Source organism: Saccharothrix deserti (genome assembly GCF_009769385.1).
Taxonomy (GTDB): Bacteria; Actinomycetota; Actinomycetes; order Mycobacteriales; family Pseudonocardiaceae; genus Actinosynnema; species Actinosynnema deserti.
Genome location: NZ_VKAB01000001.1, coordinates 604314 through 621512 on the forward strand (window position 1 = coordinate 604314; position 17199 = coordinate 621512).

Genomic DNA, 17199 nt, shown 5'->3' on the forward strand with positions numbered 1-17199 from the left:
GTCGCGTCACCCGCCGGCGAGTCGCTCCGCGCGGTCAGCCGCCGCCAGCGCGTCGAGAACCGCGTCCAGATCGCCGTCGAGCACTTGATCCAGGTTATGCGCTTTGTACCCGACACGGTGGTCGGAGATGCGTGATTCCGGGAAGTTGTAGGTCCGCACCCGCTCGGACCGGTCGACCGTGCGGATCTGGACGCGCCGGGCGTCCGACGCCTCCTGCTGCTGCTTCTCCTCGGCCAACGCGGTCAGCCGCGCCTGGAGCACCTGCATGGCGCGCGCCTTGTTCTGCAGCTGGCTGCGCTCGTTCTGGCAGGACACCACGATGCCGGTGGGCAGGTGCGTGATGCGCACCGCCGAGTCGGTCGTGTTGACGCTCTGGCCGCCCTTGCCGGACGAGCGGAACACGTCCACCCGCAGGTCGTTCTCGTCGATCTCGATCTCGACGTCCTCGGTCTCCGGGAACACCAGGACACCGGCGGCGGAGGTGTGGATGCGCCCCTGCGACTCGGTCACCGGCACCCGCTGCACGCGGTGCACGCCGCCCTCGTACTTCAGCCGCGACCACACGCCGTCAGGGGTGTCGGTGCGGCTCTTGATGGCCACCGTGACGTCCTTGAAGCCGCCCAGGTCGGAATCCGTGCCGTCGAGCACTTCGGCTTTCCAGCCGTGGCGTTCGGCGTACCGCAGGTACATCCGCAGCAAGTCGCCCGCGAACAGGGCCGACTCCTCGCCGCCCTCACCGGACTTGATCTCCAGCACGACGTCCGCGCCGTCGTGCGGGTCGCGCGGGAGCAGGAGTTCGGTCAGCTTCGACTCCAGCGCCGGGACGGCCTTGGCCAGCTCCTCGGCCTCCTCGGCGAACGTCGAGTCCTCCGCGGCCAGCTCGCGGGCCGTCTCCAGGTCGGACTTCGCCTGCTCCAGCTCGCGGGCCGTCTTCACGATCGGGGTCAGCTCGGCGTAGCGCTTGCCGAGTTTGCGCGCGCCCGCCTGGTCGGCGTGCACCGAGGGGTCGGCGAGCTTGGCTTCCAGCTCGGCGTGCTCGGCCAGCAGGGCGTCCAACGTCACGATCTTGCTCCGGTCTTGGGTTTGCTAGAGGGGTCTCGGCGGGTGCGGAGACGACAACGGCGCCCACCCGCGAATCGGGGTGGACGCCGTTCTGGCAGCTACTTGGCGCGCTTGCCGTAGCGGGCCTCGAAGCGCGCGACCCGACCACCGGTGTCGAGGATCTTCTGCTTGCCCGTGTAGAACGGGTGGCAGTTGGCGCAGATCTCGACGTGGATGGAGCCGGACGGCTTGGTGCTGCGGGTCGTGAAGGTGTTGCCACAACCGCAGGTGACCTCGGTCGTCACGTACTCGGGGTGAATGCCGGTCTTCAACGTCTCGTCCCTTTCCTCGTTGGCCGCCGGGTCCTCGTTGCTGTTCTTCGAGGTGAACCGGAGCCGGACTCGACCCGACAGTGTGCCAGATCGGCTGTCTACGACTGCAACGCGAGGTCAGGCACCCTTGTTCCCGGTGGCAGGCGTCACAGCCGCTCGCCGCCGGTTGCCGACCATCTGGCGCACCAGGTAACCGCTGGACTACTCAGAGCGTCATTCGACGTTGCGCCCACGCCACACTGTGCCCGTGTTGTGCGCTGTCGGACGTCCGCTGCCGTTGACCACGTGGCTGGCTGTGCCGTTCCTGTTCAGCACCGCCGTCCTCGGTCTCACCGGACTGGGCGGGGTGCTGGTGGGGGCTCCGGGCCACCTCGCCCTGTCGGGCCCCGTGTTCGGCGCGGGTGTCGCCGTGGGCGTCGCCGCGTCGGGCACGGTCGAGTGGACCGCCGCGTGGCAGCGCGGGTGGCTGCGCTGGCCGTACCTGGTGTGCGTGCTGGTGCTCGGCCTGCTCCTGGACGGCGTGCGCGTGCCCGTGGTGGCCGCCGTGTGCCTCGGCGTGCCGGTCACCGCGCTGCTGGTCGCCCAGTACTTCCTCGAACGCCGCCGCACGGCCGCGCTCGCCGAAGCCGGTGCGGCACCCGCCTCACGCTGTTGACCTGGCACAACCGCTGAGCTGGCACGACCACCGCCGACCTGGCACGGCCGCTGACGCCCGAAGGCCCGCCCGGCGTGGTGCCGGACGGGCCTTCGGTGGTCGGGTGCGGTCAGTCGTTGTCCGCACCCGGGGTGGTCTTGGCCACCTGCATCAGGAACTCGATGTTCGTGCGGCTCTTGCGCAGGCGGTCCAGCAGCAGGTCGATGGCCTGCTGGCTGTCCAGGGCGTGCAGCACCCTGCGCAGCTTGTGCATGACCGCCAGCTCGTCCGGCGACAGCAGCAGGTCTTCCTTGCGGGTACCGGACGAGTCCACGTCCACCGCCGGGAAGGTCCGCTTGTCCGCGATCTTCCGGTCGAGCTTGAGCTCGGCGTTACCCGTGCCCTTGAACTCCTCGAAGATCACGCTGTCACCCGCGGACCCGGTCTCGACCAGGGCCGTCGCGATGACGGTGAGGCTGCCGCCGCCCTCGATGTTCCGGGCCGCACCCAGGAACCTCTTCGGCGGGTACAGCGCGGTCGAGTCGACACCACCGGACAGGATCCGGCCGCTCGCGGGGGCCGCGAGGTTGTAGGCACGGCCCAGCCGGGTGATCGAGTCCAGCAGCACGACCACGTCGTGACCCATCTCGACCAGGCGCTTCGCCCGTTCGATGGCCAGTTCCGAGATCGTGGTGTGGTCCGACGGCGGGCGGTCGAAGGTGGAGGCGATGACCTCGCCCTTCACCGACCGCTGCATGTCGGTGACCTCTTCGGGGCGCTCGTCCACCAGCACCACCATCAGGTGGCACTCGGGGTTGTTCTTCGTGATCGCGTTCGCGATCGACTGGAGCACCGAGGTCTTGCCCGCCTTCGGCGGCGACACGACGAGGGCGCGCTGGCCCTTGCCGATCGGCATCACCAGGTCGATGACGCGCGTGGTGAGGATGTGCGGTTCCGTCTCGAGGCGCAGGCGCTCGTTCGGGTACAGCGGCGTCAGCTTGGTGAAGTCCGGCCGGTTGCGGGACTCCTCCGGGTCGAGGCCGTTGATCTTGTCCACCCGCACCAGGGGGTTGAACTTCTGGCGCTGCTGCTCGCCGTCACGCGGCTGCCGCACGGCGCCGATGAGGGCGTCGCCGCGACGCAGCCCGTACTTGCGGACCAGCGACAACGACACGTACACGTCGTTCGGCCCGGCCAGGTAGCCCGAGGTGCGGACGAACGCGTAGTTCTCCAGCACGTCGAGGATGCCCGCCACGGGCAGCAGGACGTCGTCGTCGCGCACTTCGGTGTCGGTCGTGCCGCCACCGTCGTCGACGCGGCCACCACGGCGGCGGCGGTCGCGGAAGCGGCGACCGCGACGGCCACCGTCCTCGTCACCGTCGTCGCTCGGACCGCTCTGCTGCCGGTTGCGGTTCTGGTCGCGGCCACCGCGGTCACCGCGGTCGTCACGGCCACCCCGGTCGTCGCGGCCACCGCGGTCGCTCCGGTCCTGCCGGTCGCCGCGGTCCTGCCGGTCACCGCGGTTGCCGCGGTCGCCCCGGTCCTGGCGCTGTTCGCGCTGCTCGGAGCGGTCCTGGCGGTCACCGCGGTCCTGCCGCTCGGCACGCTCGCCCTGCTGGCGGTCGGCCTGCTGGCGGTCGCCCTGAGCACGGTCGCCCTGAGCACGGTCCGCCTGCTGGCGGTCGACCTGGGGCCGCTCCGCCTGACGGTCGACCTGGCGGTCCACCTGGGCGGGCCGGTCGGCCTGCGGCTGGGCCTGCTGCCCGTCCCCGGACGGCGCCTCGACGGGGCTGCCCGCGGGGCGGTTGGCGGAACGGCGGCGGCGGTTGCCGCGGCGGTTGCCGTCCTCCTCCCCGGCGGGCCGCTCGGCCACGTCGAGTTGCTGCTGGGTCGGCTTGTCCACCGGGGCGGGAGCCTCGGCGGCACGCTCCACCGCGGGCGCCTTCTCGACGACCGCCTTGGACGCTGGGGCCTTCGCCTCGGCCTTCTTCTCGGCCTTGGGCGGCGTCGCGGCACTGCCCCGACCGGAGGTGCCGCCCTGCCGCTCCTTGATGGCCGCGATCAGGTCGCCCTTGCGGAGGCCGGCCGTGCCGGTGATGCCCAACTGACCTGCGAGTTCACGGAGTTCGGCCAGCACCATTCCAGAGAGGCCCGCGCGCTTGCGCGGCGTGGCGCTGCCGTTCGAAGGGGTGGTCAGAGCGTTCTCCTCGGCTCCGGAACTGCTGGCAGCGGGATTGGGAGCAGCAGGAGCTTGGCTGCTCAGTACATCGGTGTTGGTCACACATGTCCTTCCTGACCGAATCGCGCCTCCTACGCGACCCAGCGGACCTGCCGTCCGACGGAATGCGGTGCGGCAGTTTCGTCCCGGTTCAGGTGGACTTCGGACGGCGCGGAACGCGCACGAAAGCGGAGTCCTCCGGTGCGGGACTTCGGTCACACGGCGAGCGGGTGCCTTCCAGCGTCGACCCCGTCCATACGGCACAGAGCCAAGTCACTGGAGGAATGCGATCCGGAACGAACGTCCGGGCACCACACCGGCGCCCGTGCGCGCGGTGACTGATGGCCCCGAGGGTAGACGCAGGTACCGCCGGGTGCAACAACCGGGGCACGGCGCGTCGCATCACTCAGCCGAGTGGCGCAACCCGCACCCCGAGCGCGTCGATCGACACCCGGCGCGCGTCGAACCCCGTCAGGTCCACCCCGGACGGCAGCTCACCGTCCACCGGGAGGGCCAGGACCGTCGGTCCCGCACCGGACACGGCGGCCGCCACCCCGGCCTCCCGCAACGCCTGCACCAGGCGCGTCGTCGCAGGCCAGGCGGGTTCCCGGTACGGCTCGTGCAGCCGGTCGTCCAACGCGGCGGGCAGCAGCGAGGGGTCCGTCGAGAGCGCGTGCACGGCCAGCGCCGCCCGGCTCGCGGCGAACGCCGCGTCCTCGTGCGGCACCTTCGACGGCAGCAGACCGCGGGTCGTCTTCGTGGAAGATTCCACCGCCGGCACCAACACGACCGGCGTCACACCCGGATGCGGTTCCACACGTACTGCCCGGTAGCGGTCACCCTGCGTCCAGGCGATCGCCACGCCGCCGAACATGCTCGCCGCGGCGTTGTCGGCGTGGCCCTCGAACTCCGCGGCGAGTTGCAACGCGCTTGTGTCCAACTCGCGACCGGCCAAGGCGAATCCGGCCGCCACGCCCGCCACGACGGCCGCCGCCGAGGAGCCGAGACCGCGCGAATGCGGAATCGTGTTGCGGCACGTCAGCCGCAGCCCCGGCACGTCGACACCGACCAGTTCGCACGCCGCCCGGAACGCCCGCACGACCAGGTGACCCTTGTCCGTCGGCACGGCCGAGGCGCCCTCACCGGAGACCTCCACCACCAGGCCGCCGTCGGTCACGGCGAACTCCAGCTCGTCGTACACGCCCAACGCCATGCCCAGCGCGTCGAAGCCCGAGCCGAGGTTCGCCGTCGAACCCGGCACGGTGACGTGAACGCCGCTCGCGTACGCGTGGACAGCCGTCACGCCAGCTCCAGCGCGGTGGCGACGGCACCCGGGTCCACCGGCACCGGCTCCACCTCGGGCATGCCGAGCAGCGCGGTGTCCGGGTCCTTGAGGCCGTGGCCGGTGACCGTGCAGACGACCGTGGAGCCCTTGGGCAGCCGACCGTCGGCGACCGTGGCCAGCAGGCCCGCCACGCTGGTCGCGGACGCGGGCTCGACGAAGATGCCCTCGGTCGCGGCCAGCAGCCGGTAGGCCTCCAGGATCTTCTCGTCCGTCACGGCCTCGAACAGGCCGCCGGACTCCTCCTTGGCCGCCACCGCGCCGGTCCACGACGCCGGGCTGCCCACCCGGATGGCGGTCGCGATGGTCTCCGGGTTCGCCACCGGCTCGCCCAGCACCAGCGGCGCGGAGCCGGCCGCCTGGAAGCCGAACATCCGCGGCGTGGACGGGATCACGCCGTCGTTGTGGTAATCGGAGTAACCGCGCCAGTACGCGGTGATGTTGCCCGCGTTGCCCACCGGCAGGCAGTGGACGTCCGGCGCGCGGCCGAGCACGTCGCAGATCTCCCACGCGGCGGTCTTCTGGCCGATCAGCCGCACCGGGTTGACCGAGTTGACCAGCGTGATCGGGTACTCGATCGACGTCTTGGAGGCCAGCTCCAGGCAGTCGTCGAAGTTGCCGTCGATCTGCAGGATCTTCGCGCCGTGCGCGACCGCCTGGGCGAGCTTGCCCAGCGCGATCTTGCCGCGCGGCACGAGCACCGCCGCGGCGAGGCCCGCCTTGGCCGCGTACGCCGCCGCGCTCGCCGACGTGTTGCCGGTCGACGCGCAGATCACCGCGCGGATGCCGCTGGCCAGCGCGTACGTCATGGCCACGGTCATGCCGCGGTCCTTGAACGAGCCGGTCGGGTTCGCACCCTCGACCTTGATGTAGACCTGGCAGCCGGTCAGCTCCGACAGGTGCTCGGCGGCCACCAGCGGCGTGCCGCCTTCGTGGAGGGTGACGACCTTGGCGCCCTCGGGCAGTTGGATCCGGTCCGCGTAGGCGTGGATGATGCCCGGCCACCCCGGCCGCACAGTCGTCTGCGCTGTCATAGTTCTTCGCCTTCCACCCGCATCACGCTGACCACTTCCCGAACCACGGGCAGCCCGCCGATTTTGTCGACGGTCGACCGCAGCGCCGCGTCGGTCGCGGCGTGGGTGACGATCACCAGGCTGGCGTCGTCGACCCGGCCCTCCTGCCGCACCGCGGCGATGCTCACGTCGTGCTCCGCGAACACCGCCGCGACCTGCGACAACACGCCCGCCCGGTCGGCGACGTCGAGGCTGATGTGATAACGCGTGGGCGTCTGACCCATCGGCCGGATGGGCAGGGCCGCGTACGCCGACTCACGCGGGCCGCGCCCGTCGTGCACCCGGTTGCGGGCCACCGCGACGAGGTCGCCGAGCACCGCGCTGGCGGTCGGGGCGCCACCCGCGCCCTGGCCGTAGAACATCATCTCGCCCGCCGCGTCGGCCTCCACGAACACCGCGTTGAACGCGCCGCTCACGCTCGCCAGCGGGTGGGCCTTGGGGATCATCGCCGGGTGCACGCGCACTGAGATTCCTTCGGTGATCGCGGCACCGTTCTCAGTCGTCTGATTGTCGGCTCCGCCGACGGGTACGCGCTCGCAGATCGCGAGCAGCTTCACCGTGCGACCAAGGGCCTTCGCGGCGGCGATGTCGGCGGCACTGACCGACGCGATGCCCTCGCGGTGCACGTCGGCGGCCGTCACCCGGCTGTGGAACGCCAGTGACGCCAGGATCGCGGCCTTCGACGCGGCGTCGAACCCGTCCACGTCGGCCGTCGGGTCCGCCTCGGCGTACCCGAGCCGGGTCGCCTCCTCCAGGGTCTCCGCGTAGCTCGCCCCGGTCGAATCCATCCCGGAGAGGATGAAGTTCGTGGTGCCGTTGACGATCCCCATCACCCGGGTGATGCGGTCACCGGCCAGCGACTCGCGCAACGGGCGCAGCAACGGGATCGCGCCCGCCACCGCCGCCTCGAAGTACAGGTCCGCGCCGGAGGAGTCGGAGGCGGCGAACAGCTCACCCGAGTGCTCGGCGAGCAGCGCCTTGTTCGCGGTCACCACGGCCTTGCCCGAGCGCAACGCGGCGAGCAGCAGCGTGCGGGCGGGCTCGATGCCGCCGATGACCTCCACGACGACGTCGACGTCCGACGCGACCAGCGCCTCCGCGTCCGTCGTCAGGAGCTCGGCGGGCACGTCCGGGTGCTTGTGCGGCCTGCGCACGGCGATACCGGTGATCTCGACCGGTGCGCCCACCCGCGCGGTCAGGTCGGCCGCCTGGTCGGTGAGCAGCCGGACCACCTCGGTGCCGACCGTGCCGCAGCCAAGCAACGCGACCTTGATCGGTTTCTGGCTTGACACTTCTCATACCTCCAGGCGGAACAGGTCTTCCTCGGTCTCCCGGCGCAGCAGCAACCGGGCCTCGCCGTCCACGACCGCGGCGAGCGCGGGCCGGGGAAGTCGGTTGTAGCCGCTGGCCATCGAGTAGCAGTACGCGCCGGTCGCGGCCACCGCGATCAGGTCGCCGGGCGCGAGGTCGTCGGGCAGCCAGCAGTCGCGCACGACCACGTCACCGGACTCGCAGTGCTTGCCGACGATCCGGCACAGCACGGACTTCGCGTCCTCCGCGGCGGAGCGCGACACCAGCCGGCAGTCGTACACCGCGTCGTAGAGCGCGGTGCGGATGTTGTCGCTCATGCCGCCGTCCACGCTGACGTACCGGCGGACCATACCCGCGTCGAGCTGCACGTCCTTGATGGTGCCCACCTCGTACAGCGTCACCGTGCCGGGGCCGACGATGGCCCGGCCGGGCTCGACCGCGATCTTGGGCGCGGGCAGGTCGGCGTGCTCGCACTCCTTGGCCACGATGTTCTTGAGCTGCCGGGCCAGTTCGGCGGGCGGCGGCGGGTCGTCGTCCGCGGTGTAGGCGATGCCGAGGCCGCCGCCCAGGTCCACTGTGGACACGTGGTCGAGGATCGCGTCGCCGTGCTCGTCGCGCAGTTCCGCGAGCAGGCCGATGACCCGGCGCGCGGCGACCTCGAACCCGCTGGCGTCGAAGATCTGCGAGCCGATGTGGCTGTGCAGGCCGATCAGCCGCAGCCCGTCGGACTTCAGCACCCGGCGCGCCGCCTCGGCCGCGTCACCGGAGGACAGCGAGAAGCCGAACTTCTGGTCCTCGTGCGCGGTGGCGATGAACTCGTGCGTGTGCGCCTCGACGCCCACCGTCACCCGGATCATCACCGGCTGCACGCGGCCGTGCTCGCGTGCGATCTGGTCCAGCCGGGCGATCTCGTAGTACGAGTCCAGCACGACCGCGCCGACACCGGCCTCGACCGCGGTGGTCAGCTCGGCGACGGACTTGTTGTTGCCGTGCAACGCGATCCGCTCCGGCGGGAACTCCGCGCGCAGCGCCACGGCCAGCTCGCCGCCGCTGGCCACGTCGATGCTCAGGCCCTCCTCGGCGACCCACCGGGCCACCGCGACGGACAGGAACGCCTTGGACGCGTAGTGGACCCGCGTCGGATCGCCGAACGCGCGGGCGTGCTCCTGGCAGCGGGCGCGGAAATCGGCCTCGTCCATCACGAACAGCGGCGTGCCGTGCTCCTGGGCGAGCTGCCGCACGTCGACGCCGGCGAAGCGCACCGCGCCGTCGTCGCCGCGTTCGGCGTTGCGCGGCCACACCCGCGGGTGCAGCGCGTCGAGTTCTCGAGCCGACGACGGCCGGTTGCCCGCCGTGTTCGACGGCACCATGACATCGGCGTGCCGGGGACCGGCCGGGTGCGCGCGCATCACATCCGCTCCGGCGCGGTCACGCCCAGCAGGGCGAGGCCGTTGGCGAACACCTGGCGGGTCGCCGCGCACAGCTGGAGCCGGGCGCGGTGCAGCTCGGTGGTCTCCTCGTCGCCGCGCGGCAGCACCCGACAGGCCTCGTAGAACCGGTGGTAGGTGCCGGCCAGCTCCTCCAGGTACCGCGCGACCCGGTGCGGTTCGCGCAGCTCACCGGCGGTGCCGACGACGCGCGGGAACTCGCCGATGGTGCGGATCAGGTCGCCCTCGCGCTCGTGCGTGAGCAGGTCGAGCGCGTCTCCCGGCGTGACGCCCAGGTCGGCGGCGTTGCGCAGCAGCGAGGCCAGCCGCGAGTGCGCGTACTGGACGTAGAACACCGGGTTGTCGTTGCTGTGCTTGCGCAGCAGGTCGAGGTCCAGGTCCAGGGACGAGTCGGCCGAGGAGCGGGACATCGCGTACCGGGCGGCGTCCACGCCGACCGCCTCCACCAGGTCCTGCATGGTGATCACGGTGCCCGCGCGCTTGCTCATCCGCACCGGCTTGCCGTCGCTGACCAGGTTCACCATCTGGCCGATCAGCACCTCGACCGAGTCGGGGTCGTCGCCCAGCGCGGAGGCGGCGGCCTTGAGCCGGCCGATGTAGCCGTGGTGGTCCGCGCCGAGCATGTAGATGCACAGGTCGAAGCCGCGCGACCGCTTGTCCACCAGGTAGGCGATGTCACCGGCGATGTACGCCGGGTCACCGTCGCTCTTGATGACCACGCGATCCTTGTCGTCACCGAATTCGGTGGTCCGCAGCCACCACGCGCCGTTGTCGAAGTACAGCGCGCCGGACTCCTTGAGCTGCTCGACGGCCTTCGTGACCGCGCCGGACTTGTGCAGCGAGTCCTCGTGGAAGAAGACGTCGAAGTCGGTGCCGAAGTCGTGCAGGTCCTTCTTGATCTCCTCGAACATGAGGCCGACGCCGATCCGGCGGAACACCTCGTGCGAGTCCTCGGCGGTCAGCGCGCTCGGCTCCTGGCGCAGGACCTCGGCGGCGATGTCGGTGATGTAGCCGCCCGCGTAGCCGTCCTCCGGCGCGGGCTCGCCCTTCGCGGCGGCGATCAGGGACCGGACGAACCGGTCGATCTGCGCGCCCGCGTCGTTGAAGTAGTACTCGCGGGTCACCTGGCCGCCGTTGGCCTCCAGGATGCGGCCGAGCGCGTCGCCGACCGCGGCCCAGCGGGTGCCGCCGAGGTGGATGGGGCCGGTCGGGTTCGCCGAGACGAACTCCAGGTTGATCCTGGTGCCGGTGAGCGCGTCACCGCGGCCGTAGGCCTCGCCGGCCTTCAGCACGTCGCGCACGATCTCGCCCTGGGCGTCCGCGGCGAGCCGCAGGTTCAGGAAGCCGGGGCCCGCGACCTCGACCGAGGCGATGGCGTCGGTGCCGGTCAGCGCGTCGGCCAGCCATCCGGCCAGGTCGCGGGACGTCACGCCGACCTTCTTGGCGGTCTGGAGGGCGACGTTCGTGGCGTAGTCGCCGTGCTCGGGGTTGCGGGGACGTTCGATCGTGACCGCTGTGGGCAGGGCAGTGGGATCGAGGCCGCGGGAGGACAGCACGTCCACGGCCGTCGCACGGACCAGTTCAGCGAGCGCAGCGGGAGTCACCCGGCAAGTCTAGGGAAGCGTTCCCGCTGGTCTCGACTGGGATGCGCGTCCCGCGAAGTGAGACCGGCAACTGTTGACGACCACCCGCTGTGACGGGCAGTTGACGGTGATCAGACACGGTGTCCCTACACTGGCCCGCGGCATGGGCGTATGACGAGGACTGAGGCGGACATGACCAGCGGCAAGAAGACGAAGGCCGCGCGCTCCAGCGTTGCGGCGGCGCGCTCCTCGGTGGTGGCGAAGAAGCCGAAGCCATGGGGGACCATCATCGCGGTGGTTGCCGTGCTGGCCCTGGCGGGCACCGTGTTCGGTTACGCGTACAGCAAGATCGCGGACCAGAACGCCAAGGAAGCCGCACTCGCCAAGTGGAACCCGTCCGAGGAGAACAAAGACCCCTCGGACCAGATCCAGGGCGTGGTGAAGATCGACTACCAGCCTGGCAAGCACGTCCAGGCCACCCAGCGGGTCGCCTACGACCACTCGCCGCCCTTCGGCGGTCCGCACGACAACGTGTGGGCCGACTGCACCGGCACGGTCTACGAGACCGCGGTCCGCAACGAGAACATGGTCCACCCGCTGGAGCACGGCGCCGTGTGGATCGCGTACAACCCGGACCAGATCAGCGGTGAGGCGCTCGACAAGCTGAAGGCGCGCGCCGACGGCCAGCCCTACACGATGCTGTCGCCGTACCCCGGCCTGGACAAGCCGATCTCGCTGCAGTCGTGGGGCCACCAGCTGAAGCTGGAGAGCGCCGACGACGAGCGCATCGACCAGTTCATCCAGTCGCTGCGGCGCAACCCGAACACGTACCCCGAGGTCGGCGCCCCGTGCGACTCGACCGGGTTCGACGTGACCAACCCGCCGCCGTTCGTGGCGGAGGCCCCGGGTCCGGACGCCGTCCCGATGGACGGTGGCACCGAGGACGCCGCCGAGACCGGCAACACCGCGGGCACCGACGCGCCGCCCGCGAGCGGCACCGACGCGCCGGCCCCCACCACCGCGCCGAGCAGCTGACCGTGGCGGGCACCGAGCCGGAGGAGGTCACCCCCGTCACTCGCGGGGTGACCGCGACCAGGGCTGTCGTCGTGACGATCGCGGTACTGGCCGTCCTCCTGCTCGGTGCCGCCGTCGGACTGCTGATCCAGCTACCGGGCGCGGACAACAGCACCACGCCCGCGCGCGACTCCGTCGACGTCGGGTTCTCGCAGGACATGGCGACGCACCACCTGCAGGGTGTGCAGATGGCCAACATCGCGCGCGACAAGACGGCCGACCCCGCCATCCGCCAGCTCGCCTTCGACATCGAGTCGACGCAGCTGGAGCAGGTGGGGCGGATGAAGGGCTGGCTGTTCCTCTGGGGCTACCCCGAGCAGTCGGTCGACGGCAAGCACATGTGGTGGATGACCGGCTCCTCCGGGACGCACGGCCACGACTCGGGCGGCGGGTCGAGCACGTCCGCCGAGGCCGGGAAGATGCCCGGCATGGCGACGGCCCAGGAGCTGTCCCGGCTGCGCTCGCTGAGCGGTGTCGAGTTCGACGTGTACTTCCTCCAGCTGATGCTGCGGCACCACCAGGGCGGCGCCCCGATGTCCGAGTACGCCGCCGCGAACGCCGGGCAGCCGGTCGTGCGAACGCTCGCCGACAACATGCTGAAGTCGCAGACGAGCGAGAGCGTCTACATGACGCAACTCCTCACCGAACGCGGTGCGGCTCCTCTGCCCGCTTAGGGTTTATCACACTCGACTCAGGACGACCACATTCAGTGGTCGAGGGGACCCTTCGGCCGAACCCGAGTTTTAAATTCGGGTGCCCATCCCGGCTCCTGTGGCTACGGTCGGAAATCGGTACGGCACTTGCCGTATTCCTGACCAAGTCAGGCCGGGGGGCCTTGCGGGCTCCTGTCCCATGAGGAGAAACAGTGATCAAGCGACTCGTGTCGGCGTTATTCGCCGTCGTGGCCGTGGCCGGCGTGCTGTTCGCGGCGGCACCCGCCGCCAATGCCAGCAACGGAAGCACGGACCGCTGCACGTACCTCTTCGTCGAATACACCACGAGCGGGAACACGCGCTACCTGCACTGGGCGGAAGCGCGCAACATCTGTGCGACGTACTGGGGTTTCCACAAGGTCGGCGGGGTGACCGGTCCGACGCAGAACCAGGGCAGTTTCCGGGTCAACTACGGCGGCCGGGCCGTCTCGCCCGGTGGCTACATCTGCGCGGAGAGCTGGAAGCACATCAGTGGTTCGCACTTCGACCTGATGGGCGCTCCCTGCACGCTGATCGCGTAGGGGTGAACTGACCGTCCGCCTTCTGTGTCCCGCGCGCGGGACACAGAAGGCGGATCCCCACGATTCCGAAGTGCTCGACGGCCAGATGGCGCTCTCGGCGACCAGGCGCAACTCCGTTTCCGCTCTGCATCACCATCTGAGGACAACTCTCCTTTTCTGTCACTTGTCGCTCTCTTCGGCGTCGTTCGAGCCTTGAGGTGAGCGGTGATGGCACGCCCGCAATACTTTGCGGGTGGCGATCAAGGATCTTGACGGCGTGCTGCCTGGGGCGGGGAGAGCGGATCTCCGCCGGCTGCCGAGCACGCCGGTGATCCCTGGACCGGAGTCCGGAGCACCGATCCGCAGTCCTGAGACCGCCGCTGGTGAGTGCAACGGGTCGGTGGGGTGGGACGGCGTCCGGCGATGAGCCGGACGACCCGTTCGCCGGTTTCGTGTCACCCGGATGGGGCTACCCGCCAGTAGTAACGTGGGAGGCCCCTTCCTGGAGGTCAGCGATGACCGCAGTGGATCCCGACAAGCACGTCGACGAGCGCACCGCCCGCAAGGTCGCCGAACAGGCCCGGGAAACGCGCTGGCGCCACCCCAGCTTCGGCCGGGAGCTCTTCCTCGGCCACTTCCGCCTCGACCTGATCCACCCGCACCCCAGCGGCTCGGCCGAGGACCGGGAACGCGGCGAGACGTTCCTGACCGCCCTGCGCGAGTTCTGCGAGAACGCCGTGGACGGCGCCCTCATCGAGCGCGAGGCCCGCATCCCCGACCACGTGCTGACCGGCCTCAAGCAGCTCGGCGCGTTCGGCATGAAGATCAAACCCGAGTACGGCGGCCTCGGGTTGTCCCAGGTCTACTACAACCGGGCGTTGATGCTGGCCGGGTCGGCCAGCCCGGCCCTGGGCGCGATGCTCTCCGCGCACCAGTCCATCGGCGTGCCGCAGCCGCTCGCCCTGTTCGGCACGGACGAGCAGAAGCGCGCCTACCTGCCCCGCTGCGCGACCGGCGCGATCAGCGCGTTCCTGCTCACCGAGCCGGACGTGGGCAGCGACCCGGCCCGTCTCGGCACCACGGCCACGCCCACCGACGACGGGTACGTGCTCGACGGCGTCAAGCTGTGGACGACGAACGGCGTGGTGGCCGACCTGCTGGTGGTGATGGCCCAGGTGCCCGGCAAGGGCATCAGCGCGTTCGTGGTCGAGGGCGACTCGCCCGGCATCACGGTGGAGAACCGGAACGAGTTCATGGGCCTGCGCGGTCTGGAGAACGGCGTCACCCGGTTCCACCAGGTCCACGTGCCCGAGGAGAACCTGATCGGCAAGGAGGGCATGGGCCTCAAGATCGCGCTCACCACCCTCAACACCGGTCGGCTGTCGTTGCCCGCCCTGTGCGCGGGCGCGGCGAAGTGGTGCCTGAAGGTCGCCCGCGAGTGGTCCGCGGCACGGGTGCAGTGGGGTCTGCCGATCGGCAAGCACGAGGCCATCGCGGGCAAGGTCGCGTTCATCGCGGCCACCGCCTACGCGCTGGAGGCCGTGCTCGACCTGTCCAGCGAACTCGCCGACAAGGGCGGGCACGACATCCGCATCGAGGCGGCCCTGGCGAAGCTCTACGGCTCCGAGATGGCCTGGCTGGTCGCGGACGAGCTGGTCCAGCTGCGCGGCGGTCGCGGCTACGAGACGGCGGCGTCCATGGCCGCGCGCGGCGAGCGCGGCGTGCCGGCCGAGCAGATGCTGCGCGACATGCGGATCAACCGGATCTTCGAGGGCTCGACCGAGATCATGCACCTGCTCATCGCGCGGGAGGCGGTGGACGCGCACCTGGCCGTCGCCGGGGACATCATCGACCCGGAGGCGGACACCAAGCGCAAGGCCCAGGCGTTCGCCAAGGCGGGCGGGTTCTACGCGAAGTGGCTGCCGACGCTCGTGGTCGGCAAGGGCCAGGTGCCGCGCGCGTTCGCCGAGTTCGGGCCGTTGGCCGGGCACCTGCGGTTCGTCGAGCGGGCGAGCCGCAAGCTGGCCAGGCAGACGTTCTACGCGATGTCGCGCTGGCAGGGCCGGATGGAGCGCAAGCAGCGGTTCCTGGCACGGGTGGTGGACATCGGCGCGGAGCTGTTCGCGATCAGCGCGGCGTGCGTGAAAGCGGCGGCGGACGGCGACCGGGCGGTGGAGCTGGCGGACGCGTTCTCCGCGCAGGCCCGGGTGCGGGTGGAGGAGTTGTTCGACCGGTTGTGGCGGAACTCGGACGACTCGGATCTGGCCCTGGCGCGGCACGTCCTGGACGGGCGGTTCACCTGGCTCGAAGAGGGAGTGCTGGACCCGTCCAGCCCGGGACCGTGGATCGCGGACTCGACGCACCGGGCGTCCACGGCGCGGGACGTGCACCGCAAGACCCCGTAACCCAGCTACACGGTGGTTAGTTACACGGGGCAGGTGTTTGCGGGCGCGGCACCTGCCCCGTGTCGGTTGGAAGGGGACCACGTCCCCCGTACTCCCCTTCCAACTCCCCTAGCAACAACGGAAGGACACACACCCTCCAGGAGGAGGTGGCAGTCACGCTACGTTATTACTGGCCAGTTAAGACGTACGACAATCGAGTGAATCACCAGGTGAGGGGCACTCGACTACTCTCAGAGAGTGACCGCACCTCGGCGGTCGAACAGCAGCTCGCGCGCCGCCCGCAACCCGATCGCGACCGCGCCGCTGAGCACCGCGCCGTCGCCGAGCTCGCCCGCCACGATCCGCGGCACGAGCGGCGTCATCCGGCGCAGCGCGGCCTCCATCGACTCCTGGAGCAGGTCGGTGTTGCTGCCGATGCCGCCGCCGAGCACGACCAGCTCGGGGTCGATCACCGCCACCACCGACGCCACCACGAACGCCAGCCGCTCCGCCTCGTCGCGCACCGCCAGCAGCGCCCGTTCGTCACCGGACTTCGCCGCCGTGAACACCTCGCGCGCCGTCCGCACCACCAGACCGCGCTCTTTCGCCAGTGCCACCACGGATTCCGCCGCCGCGGCCGCCTCGACCTGGCCGCGCTGCCGTCCGTCCTCTTCGGACTGACCGGTGTAGGGCAGGTAGCCGATCTCGCCCGCCGCGCCGTGCGCGCCCCGGAACAACCGCCCGTCCACCACGATCCCCATGCCGATCCCGGTGCCGACGATGACGCACACGAACGCGTCCACGTCCCGCGCCACCCCGTACGCCCGCTCGCCGACGGCGGCCAGGTTCGCGTCGTTCTCCACCACCAGGCCGGGCCCCAGCTCGGTCTCCAGGTCGTCCAGCAGACCGGGGCGTTCCCAGCCGGGCAGGTTCGGCGCGTGGTGCAGCGTCCGGTCGTGCGGATCGGGCACGCCGGGCGTGCCGACCACCTTCACCACCAGGTCCGCCAACGACAGGCCGGCGTCGGACACCGTCCGCTCCGCCAGGTCCCGCACCGTGCGGACCAACGCCGACGCCGAACGGCACCGGTTGCGCTCGTCCACCCGCGCGATCACCGAACCCGCCAGGTCCGCCACCGCCACCCGGATCCGCTGCCTGCCGATGTCGATGCCCAGCACGTGCCCCGCCGCCGCGTTCGGCTCGTAGACCATCGCCGACCGGCCCGGACCGGCCGTGGTGCGGCCGATCGGGCGCACCAGACCGTGCCGCTCCAGGTCCAACAACGCCTGGCCCACCGTCGGTTTCGACAACCCGGTGTCCTTGGCGATCTGCGGCCTCGTCGCCGGACCACCCGCACGCAGTCGGTCGAGCACCGCGCGCTGGTTGAGCACGCGCATCCCCGCGGGGGTGCCCACCTGGGGCGACTTCCGGACCGTCACAGCGAGTGAGTCTAGATCGGTTGGAGCAGCGGCCGGACAGGCTTGCGGACAAGTGGGTGAACCACCCTTGACAACGATGTCAGATTCGCCCTTTGCTCGCTGAAGAT

At 70.8% G+C, this 17199-nt stretch carries 14 protein-coding genes; 5 read left to right on the forward strand and 9 right to left on the reverse strand.

Annotation, left to right across the window (positions count from 1 at the left end):
• Window positions 1-6 precede the first annotated feature (6 nt).
• Both prfA and rpmE read right to left on the reverse strand, forming a co-directional pair.
• Window positions 7-1062, reverse strand: coding sequence for a peptide chain release factor 1 (prfA, locus tag FM051_RS14425; protein WP_238412373.1), 1056 nt, complete (start codon window positions 1060-1062; stop codon window positions 7-9).
• A 98-nt stretch (window positions 1063-1160) separates the two neighbouring features.
• On the reverse strand, window positions 1161-1373 hold the full coding sequence (gene rpmE, locus FM051_RS14430; RefSeq protein ID WP_158843415.1) for a 50S ribosomal protein L31: 213 nt from the start codon (window positions 1371-1373) through the stop codon (window positions 1161-1163).
• A gap of 247 nt (window positions 1374-1620) precedes the next feature.
• On the opposite strand from rpmE, the gene FM051_RS14435 reads away from it, so the two are divergent.
• Window positions 1621-2028, forward strand: a complete 408-nt coding sequence (locus FM051_RS14435; RefSeq protein ID WP_158843416.1) for a hypothetical protein — start codon at window positions 1621-1623, stop codon at window positions 2026-2028.
• Window positions 2029-2137: 109 nt separating this feature from the next.
• On the opposite strand, the gene rho is transcribed toward FM051_RS14435, so the two are convergent.
• The 6 genes from rho to argS form a co-directional block, all read right to left on the reverse strand.
• The gene (gene rho / locus FM051_RS14440) at window positions 2138-4288 is read right to left on the reverse strand and encodes a transcription termination factor Rho (protein WP_158843417.1); all 2151 of its coding nucleotides are present in this window, start codon (window positions 4286-4288) and stop codon (window positions 2138-2140) included.
• Between the two features lie 343 nt (window positions 4289-4631).
• Complete coding sequence (gene thrB / locus FM051_RS14445) at window positions 4632-5528, reverse strand: homoserine kinase (RefSeq protein WP_158843418.1); 897 nt, start codon at window positions 5526-5528, stop codon at window positions 4632-4634.
• Window positions 5525-6601 (reverse strand): threonine synthase, encoded by a 1077-nt coding sequence (gene thrC, locus FM051_RS14450; RefSeq protein ID WP_158843419.1) that lies wholly within the window; start codon window positions 6599-6601, stop codon window positions 5525-5527. The genes thrB and thrC overlap by 4 nt, the downstream gene beginning before the upstream one ends.
• The gene (locus FM051_RS50100) at window positions 6598-7932 is read right to left on the reverse strand and encodes a homoserine dehydrogenase (protein ID WP_162470709.1); all 1335 of its coding nucleotides are present in this window, start codon (window positions 7930-7932) and stop codon (window positions 6598-6600) included. Before FM051_RS50100 ends, thrC begins: the two co-directional genes overlap by 4 nt.
• Before the next feature lie 3 nt (window positions 7933-7935).
• Window positions 7936-9360: a diaminopimelate decarboxylase gene (lysA, locus tag FM051_RS50105; RefSeq protein WP_162470710.1), complete on the reverse strand. Its 1425-nt coding sequence runs from the start codon at window positions 9358-9360 to the stop codon at window positions 7936-7938.
• Entirely contained in the window at window positions 9360-11003 is a 1644-nt protein-coding gene (gene argS / locus FM051_RS14460) for an arginine--tRNA ligase (protein WP_158843420.1), read from the reverse strand. Before argS ends, lysA begins: the two co-directional genes overlap by 1 nt.
• 171 nt (window positions 11004-11174) lie before the next feature.
• Here argS and FM051_RS14465 point away from each other — a divergent pair, with 171 nt between their 5' ends.
• The 4 genes from FM051_RS14465 to FM051_RS14480 all read left to right on the forward strand — a co-directional run bounded on the left by FM051_RS14465 (window position 11175) and on the right by FM051_RS14480 (window position 15674).
• Complete coding sequence (locus FM051_RS14465; RefSeq protein WP_158843511.1) at window positions 11175-12017, forward strand: DUF3105 domain-containing protein; 843 nt, start codon at window positions 11175-11177, stop codon at window positions 12015-12017.
• A 2-nt stretch (window positions 12018-12019) separates the two neighbouring features.
• Complete coding sequence (locus FM051_RS14470) at window positions 12020-12730, forward strand: DUF305 domain-containing protein (RefSeq protein ID WP_158843421.1); 711 nt, start codon at window positions 12020-12022, stop codon at window positions 12728-12730.
• 191 nt (window positions 12731-12921) lie between these two features.
• On the forward strand, window positions 12922-13290 hold the full coding sequence (locus tag FM051_RS14475) for a hypothetical protein (protein ID WP_158843422.1): 369 nt from the start codon (window positions 12922-12924) through the stop codon (window positions 13288-13290).
• A 494-nt stretch (window positions 13291-13784) separates the two neighbouring features.
• Window positions 13785-15674, forward strand: a complete 1890-nt coding sequence (locus FM051_RS14480; protein ID WP_158843423.1) for an acyl-CoA dehydrogenase family protein — start codon at window positions 13785-13787, stop codon at window positions 15672-15674.
• Between the two features lie 230 nt (window positions 15675-15904).
• Here the strand turns inward: FM051_RS14480 and FM051_RS14485 are convergent, their stop codons facing one another.
• A complete protein-coding gene (locus FM051_RS14485; protein ID WP_158843512.1) occupies window positions 15905-17050 on the reverse strand; it encodes an ROK family transcriptional regulator in 1146 nt (381 codons plus the stop codon).
• Window positions 17051-17199: the final 149 nt, after the last annotated feature.